Genomic DNA, 7,287 nt, shown 5'->3' on the forward strand with positions numbered 1-7,287 from the left:
CAAGGAAACAACTGGACAGTTGAACGCTTCGGACGCTACACCCACACATTAAAGCCGGGTTTAAACTTGATCATTCCATTCGTTGATAAAGTTGGTCAAAAAGTAAACATGATGGAGCGCGTTCTCGATATTCCTGCGCAAGAGGTCATTTCAAAAGATAACGCTAACGTGGTTATTGACGCTGTCGGATTTGTTCAAGTGATCGATGCTGCAAAAGCGGCTTATGAAGTCAACGACTTAGAACACGCTATTAGAAACTTGACCCTTACGAACATTCGTACCGTTTTAGGTTCAATGGAACTGGACGAAATGCTGAGCCAACGCGACATGATCAACTCTAAGCTGTTGGCGATTGTTGACCAAGCAACAAACCCTTGGGGCGTAAAAGTCACACGAATTGAGATTAAAGATGTCCAGCCACCAGCCGATCTGACCGCTGCAATGAATGCGCAAATGAAAGCCGAGCGTAATAAGCGTGCGGAAATTCTTGAAGCAGAAGGGGTTCGCCAAGCTGAGATATTAAAGGCCGAAGGTCATAAACAATCAGAGATATTAAAAGCTGAAGGCGAAAAGCAGTCTGCTATTCTCCATGCAGAAGCACGTGAGCGTGCCGCGCAAGCAGAAGCAAAAGCGACTTACATGGTTTCCGAAGCCATTGCAAAAGGTGACATGCAAGCCGTCAATTACTTCATTGCACAGGGTTATACCGAAGCGATCAAGAGCATTGGTCAAGCCGAAAATGGTAAAATCATTATGCTTCCATTAGAAGCAACCGGACTAATGGGCTCGGTTGCAGGGATAGCAGAGATGTTTAAACAACAAGATAAAGAATAATTTATGGACTTTTTTAGTTTGTTGGAAGGTATCTCTTTCTGGCATTGGCTAGCGTTTGGCTTTGCTCTTTTAGCAGTTGAGCTACTTGGTACCGCAGGGTATTTTCTCTGGCTCGGGATGTCTGCACTTATCGTTGGAGCAATCATGACCGTTTTGCCAATGAGCTGGCAATTGCAATGGCTTTGCTTTGCAAGCTTCAGCTTAATCACCACCTGGCTTTGGTGGCGACGACAATGGTCTAAAGACAAGCAAGAAGACCAAGAAAGAGATCTGAACCAAAAGTACAAGCAGTTAATTGGGCGTACTCTTATCCTTGAAGAAGACTTTTCCGTCGGACTCAATCGCATCAAGGTAGCCGATACCACATGGTCCGCACAATCGGATCAAGCACTTCCAGCCGGTACCCGCGTAAGAATCACCGATGTGGAAGGTATTATTTTAATCATTGAGCCTGATTCTAATTAATTTATGCCAAAGTAATGGGGCAAATCATGCTCCATTACTTTAATCTAAACAACTGCTTTCATTTCATTACCTTAATTAAAATCGAGAAAAAAATAAGTATTAGTAATATTATTAATACCCTACCTACCATTTCCTATTATTTAATTATTCAACACACGACAATCAATAAGATAGAAATATATCTAGGTAAATTATCGATCTAAATTTATTTTAAAAAATAAAACTTTATTGAATTATTTTTTGATCTTTTTATCCTCGGATACATACTTAACGCATAAGCATTTAAGTTGAGTGCTTTTTATTTGGTAAGTAAGAGGATGTACTATGAATAAGCTTCTCTTTTTAATGTTGTGCGGTATTTTTTCTTTTTCTTCCTTTGCCTACAACAACGGAAACGGCGGTACAACTAATTTGGGACCTATAGTCGAATGTAAGATGCCAAGTGGCGACGTCACGAATATTCCAAGTGAAATGTGTCGATTTAGAGGTGGGGAATGGGAATAGTAAAGAAGTAAGAGATTAGTTTGATATAAGAGCCCTCTTCAACCTTACCTTTCTGCGTAGTCACGGTTTATACAAGTACGTAGATATTTAAAGTTTATATTGAGGTGATGATTATGAGATTTTTATCTGGTCTATTAGTAATATCTTTTGCCATAATTCCGTTAACCACTCATGCTAATGGTGCATCCGGTGGTCGTACGTTAGGCCCAGAGATAAAGTGTGAGTTGCCAAACGGTAATGTACATATGTTGCCACCGTTATATTGCAAAATATACGACGGCCGAGAAGTGAAATAGAAAAGGAGCCTAGCGGCTCCTTTTATTATCTCATTAAGTATTAGTGGAAGCTGTAAGGGATAAGAACTTGTAGACGTAAGTCTGTTTCATCCGCATCGCCAGCACCTGCGTACTCATCACGTTCTAGGATTGTACCGTGTAAACGAATGGTAGAACCTTTAAGCGCGCCACTTTGTAGTGAGTAAGATACTGTTGCGTTAACTGCGTATTCGCTTTCGTAATCCCAGTCACCTGATGCTCCGCTTGCTGCAGAGTCAGCGCCAGTACCGTAACCAAAGCCTAGGTAGTAGTTCCAGCCGTTACCTTGGTTGTAAGATAGACGGTTGTACCATGCTAGCTCACCCGCTTTGTTCCAGTCAGATAGCGCGTCCCACCACTGAGACCAAGTACCATTGTTCATACCATATGTATGAATAGTACGAGGAACGAAGTCCGCACGGTTATCTGTGTCTGTGTAGCGCAACTCAGACATCCAAGCTAGCTTGCCGAAAGATTGGTTCAAAGACAGACCAGTGTGGAAACCTAGACCATCGTATTTCACATCGTCATCAACACCGTAGAAATCAAATGCTAGAGTTGTACGATCGCTCACTGTGTACTTCAAATACGCTTTGTAAGATGTGTTATCAGTCTCGTTGTGGTAGCTAGTCACTTGACCTGCACCCCAGTCAACACCATTTGCATATTGAACGCCAGTAGCTTGACCCAAACCAAGTTGCATAAACAGGCTGTCAGTTAGGTTACCATTTAGACCTAGAGAGTGTAGGTAGCTCCATGACGTGTCAGACCAAAGCGCTGGTGCGTAATCATCTTCGTGAAGCAGCCAAGGTGCTGTAAATTGGTCTGCGCCAAAGTAGCTTAGGTTGAAATCACCAAGTTTAGCGTTCAGTTCGAAACCACGGTAAGTACCAGGTACAAAGCTCCAAACGTTACCGATTGTACCGTTACCACCAGCCTGTAACATACCGAAACGAGCATTAAAGTTTTCGTTTGCTTTGAATTTCAGCGCTGCTTTGTAAACTTTAAGCTGCTGACCATCACCTGCACCCCAGTCTAGGTTGTTACAAGTTGAGATTTCGTTACATAGGTAGCCTTCGTTTGAATTGTAAAGACTATCGTTGTAAAGATCGCCAGAGTAGTAAGCCGCAACATCTGCGCCCACCCAACCATCGTGGTAGCCAGAAGTGAAGTCTAAAATTGCGTTGTAAGAAGAGTAGTTTAGACGACTCCAACGGTCACCATTTTCACCGCCGGGCTTACCTGTTGTACGAGTTCGTGAACGAGTATCAACTATGAATAATGCATTCAGACTTGAGTCTTGCATAAATTCGTTCACTTTCTCTACGTACTCGCCACCTGCTGCACTTTCAGTAGACGCTGTAGCTGGAGCGACAGCAACAACACCAAACATTGCTGCGGTTAACGCTGAAACCTTAAAAAATTTGTCCATGGAAAAACTCCTAAAAATGGATATAGCTGTATTTTTCTATCTCACCTTTAGTTGGCCGCCGAAGGAGAGAAGTAAATTCCTGATCAAACCTCATTATTTCTAATTTGGCTTTTTTTAGTTCCTGCATACACACCGTGTATCCACGTGATTAAGACTAACTTCGCAGCTAAAAACATCCAAATGGAACTTATTTTTTTTCTAAAAAAATATGAGCCACTCCAAAGTTCCATATAACTTATTGATCCAGATCTTATTTTTAACAACATCAACACAACACAACAAATTATTATTTAAAATCAAACATTTAAATTGAACTTAAAAGTATCAACTTGAAGTCACTCGCAGACTAAAAAAGCCAAAAAAACCAATAACCCAAGGTTCGATCTTGATCACTGAAAAGAACAAAGGCATCAATTACTCAATAAAAAAACACTTAATTATGAACAAGAAAAAGCCCCGCATGCTTAGCATACGGGGCTTTTAGTTACTTTTTAGCTTTTTTGAGAAGACTTAATTCATCAGTTCGAGTAAGTCTTGTTCTGTTTTAATTTCGATACCCAGTTCTTGTGCCTTTGCGAGCTTCGAACCTGCATTTTCACCAGCAAACAAAATATCGGTTTTCTTAGAAACACTACCCGTCACTTTAGCCCCCAGTGCTTGGAGGGCTTCTTTGGCTTCTGTACGCCCCAGTTGAGAAAGTGTTCCCGTTAATACTACTGTTTTACCTTCTAATGGTAATTCCCCCACCTGCTCAGTAGTATTAATCTCTGGCCAATGAATTCCTTGTTCAAGCAAATCTTTAACCACCGCTTGGTTCTGTTCTTCACTAAAGAAAGTCGTAATATGTTGAGCAACCACAGCACCGATGTCTTGCACTTCAATCAACTGCTCTTCGGTAGCATTTTGGATCGCTCCCAACGTTTTAAAGTGCATTGCTAAGTTTGCTGCGGTTGCCTCGCCAACTTCACGGATCCCCAGTGAATACAAAAACCGAGGTAAAGTTGTTTCTTTGGATTTTTCTAACGCATTCACAATATTCTGCGCAGACTTTGGCCCCATGCGATCTAGTACGGTTAAAATCCCCGCTGATAACTTAAATAAGTCAGCAGGAGTTTTCACCATCTCACGATCAACAAGCTGCTCGATCACTTTATCGCCTAAACCGTCAACGTCTAACGCTTTACGAGAAACAAAGTGTTTTAGCGCTTGTTTGCGTTGGGCTTGGCAAACTAAGCCCCCCATACAACGTGTTACCGCTTCTCCTTCGATCCGCTCAACATGCGAACCACAAACAGGACACTGAGTTGGGAAAACAATATCTCGAGCTGTTTCTGGTCGACGCTCTTTGATGACAGATACGACTTGGGGAATAACATCGCCAGCACGGCGGATCACAACGTGATCACCAATCTTGACCTGCAGACGTTCTATCTCATCTGCGTTATGAAGCGTCGCATTACTTACCGTTACCCCGCCAACAAATACAGGCTCTAGTTTAGCAACAGGTGTAATCGCACCAGTGCGACCGACTTGGAACTCCACTTCATTCAGTGTCGTCATTTCTTCCTGTGCTGGGAATTTGTAGGCAATCGCCCAACGTGGAGCGCGAGCAACAAACCCCAGACGCTCTTGCACGGCAATATCGTCAATTTTAATAACGACACCATCGATCTCATAAGGGAGGGCATCACGACGCTGCAATATATCTTGGTAGTAAGCTTTTACATCCGCCAAGCTTTCAACTCGCTTAGTTTCCGGGCACATTGGCAGTCCCCAAGATTTGATTTGCAAAAAGCGTTCGTAATGACTTGCTGCCAATTCTGCGCCTTGCACCACGCCTACACTGTACGCATAGAAGCTAAGCGGACGAGAAGCCGTAATACGTGAATCCAATTGTCGTAAGCTACCTGCCGCAGCGTTACGTGGATTAACAAAGATTTTCTCGCCTTTCTTCCTTGCTAATTCATTGAGCTTTTCAAACCCAGCTTTCGGCATAAAGACTTCACCACGAACTTCAAGACGATTTGGCCAGTCATTACCCCTGAGTTTTAAAGGAATGGCTTTAATCGTACGCACATTCTCTGTGATGTTTTCACCCGTAGTACCATCGCCTCGAGTGGCCGCCTGAACTAACACGCCATTCTCATATAACAAACTTACGGCGAGTCCATCCAATTTAGGCTCACAACAGTATTCTTTCACACTCTGGCTGCCCACGCGCTCTTGTGCGCGCTTGTGGAAACTATCAAGTTCACTATCATCAAACGCGTTATCAAGCGAAAGCATCGGTACTTCATGTGTCACTTGGCTAAACGCAGAAAGAGGTTGTCCACCGACACGTTGGCTTGGCGAGTCTACGGTTATTAAGTCAGGGTTCTCAGCTTCAATATCCAGTAACTCTCGCATTAAACGGTCGTACTCGGCATCAGGGATCTCTGGGTTATCTTCCACGTAGTAACGCACAGCGTGGTAATGCAACGACTCTTTTAGTTCTTCTAGTCGCTGAAGTACTGATTCAGACATAGTAAAGCCCCGTGTATTTTCAATCGGTGAGGTTGGGAAATCCAAGAAAAAGGGCTCCATCCGGAGCCCTATTATTATTTGCTGTTAAGATTATGCGTTAGCGGCATTAAACTCAACTATTTGACGTCGATAAGATGCTAAACGATCTGGCGTCATTAAGTTGCGCTGGTCATCAAGTACGTTACCACCTAAGTCATCAGCAATTTGCTGCGCAGTTCGGAGCATTAAGTTGAAGTTCTGTTCAGCCTCGCCATAACAAGGCAATGTCATGAAGAATGAAATACCCTTAGTTGTAAACTCAGCAGGATCAGCATGCTCAAACGTACCAGGGTGCATCATATTAGCGACGCTAAACAGCACTTTGCCGTTACCGGACAAGTCAACATGACGATGGAAAATATCCATCTCGCCATAAATTAGACCGTTTTGTTGCATACTTTCAAACAAAGCAGTACCAACAAATGGCTCTTCACCAGCACAGTGCACATTCAATACAATCACTTGCATTTCAGGTTCTGGCTTTGGCTCTTCCTTAGGCTCTGCAACGACAGGCTCACTAACCGTTTCGACTTGCTGTTCTTTCTCCGTAATATCAAACGCGGCGGGAATAACGTCTTCTTCCACAGCAGGCTGGAATGGCTCTTCAGCTACTGTTGCTTGAACAACAGGCTCAACGTCCTCTTCTTTATCTTTTTCTGCAACAAATGAAGGGATGTCATCCGGCTCCTGCTGCGTCTGTTTGACTTCAGATGGACCACCGAATAACGGGTCAGATTCAAACTTGTTGTCGAAAGAGCTCGCCATCCCAAAATCTGGTTCTTTGCGATCTTTGCGAATGATCTCAAAGTCATCTTCAGGAGCGGGAGCGAAGTCTCGTTCTTTCTCAACAAGATCATTTTTGTCTTCTTGGTCAACATCCAGCTTACCAAGTGGCTTGTTGCCAAACTTTGCTTTGCCTTCTTTTTTACTGCTCCATAAACCATGAAACAGTAATGCCGCGATGGCTAATGCGCCAACAACAATGAGTACGAATCGCAATTCCTGCATTATTTACTCTCAATATACTTGTTTTTACTACTCGCAGTTCCTTGAGCAGCAACCCAAGTGCAATAAATCTGAATGATACGTTTACTTTACCAAAACTATATGTAGATTTAGAACAACTTAATGCAAGAAGTTCCGTTTTTTGTTGTGATTCTTGCCACGATTCCACTT

The 7,287-nt window shown here is 43.0% G+C and carries 6 protein-coding genes; 2 read left to right on the forward strand and 4 right to left on the reverse strand.

All coding sequences use genetic code 11. The features are described 5' to 3' along the window. Both R8269_RS23015 and R8269_RS23020 read left to right on the forward strand, forming a co-directional pair. On the forward strand, window positions 1-834 hold an 834-nt coding region (locus tag R8269_RS23015), incomplete at its 5' end, for an SPFH domain-containing protein (RefSeq protein WP_318222674.1). 3 nt (window positions 835-837) lie between these two features. Then, the gene (locus R8269_RS23020; protein ID WP_005382058.1) at window positions 838-1,299 is read left to right on the forward strand and encodes an NfeD family protein; all 462 of its coding nucleotides are present in this window, start codon (window positions 838-840) and stop codon (window positions 1,297-1,299) included. A gap of 840 nt (window positions 1,300-2,139) precedes the next feature. Here the strand turns inward: R8269_RS23020 and R8269_RS23025 are convergent. The 4 genes from R8269_RS23025 to R8269_RS23040 all read right to left on the reverse strand — a co-directional run. After that, on the reverse strand, window positions 2,140-3,549 hold the full coding sequence (locus tag R8269_RS23025; protein WP_005382055.1) for a hypothetical protein: 1,410 nt from the start codon (window positions 3,547-3,549) through the stop codon (window positions 2,140-2,142). Window positions 3,550-4,059: 510 nt separating this feature from the next. Next, the gene (gene ligA, locus R8269_RS23030) at window positions 4,060-6,072 is read right to left on the reverse strand and encodes an NAD-dependent DNA ligase LigA (RefSeq protein WP_017819968.1); all 2,013 of its coding nucleotides are present in this window, start codon (window positions 6,070-6,072) and stop codon (window positions 4,060-4,062) included. Window positions 6,073-6,162: 90 nt separating this feature from the next. Next, complete coding sequence (zipA, locus tag R8269_RS23035) at window positions 6,163-7,119, reverse strand: cell division protein ZipA (RefSeq protein ID WP_042523140.1); 957 nt, start codon at window positions 7,117-7,119, stop codon at window positions 6,163-6,165. Next, window positions 7,037-7,287 (reverse strand): hypothetical protein (locus tag R8269_RS23040; protein WP_318222675.1); only part of this gene is annotated, 251 nt, incomplete at its 5' end. The genes R8269_RS23040 and zipA, both read right to left, overlap by 83 nt.

The sequence above is a fragment of the Vibrio sp. Vb0667 genome, from assembly GCF_033391095.1.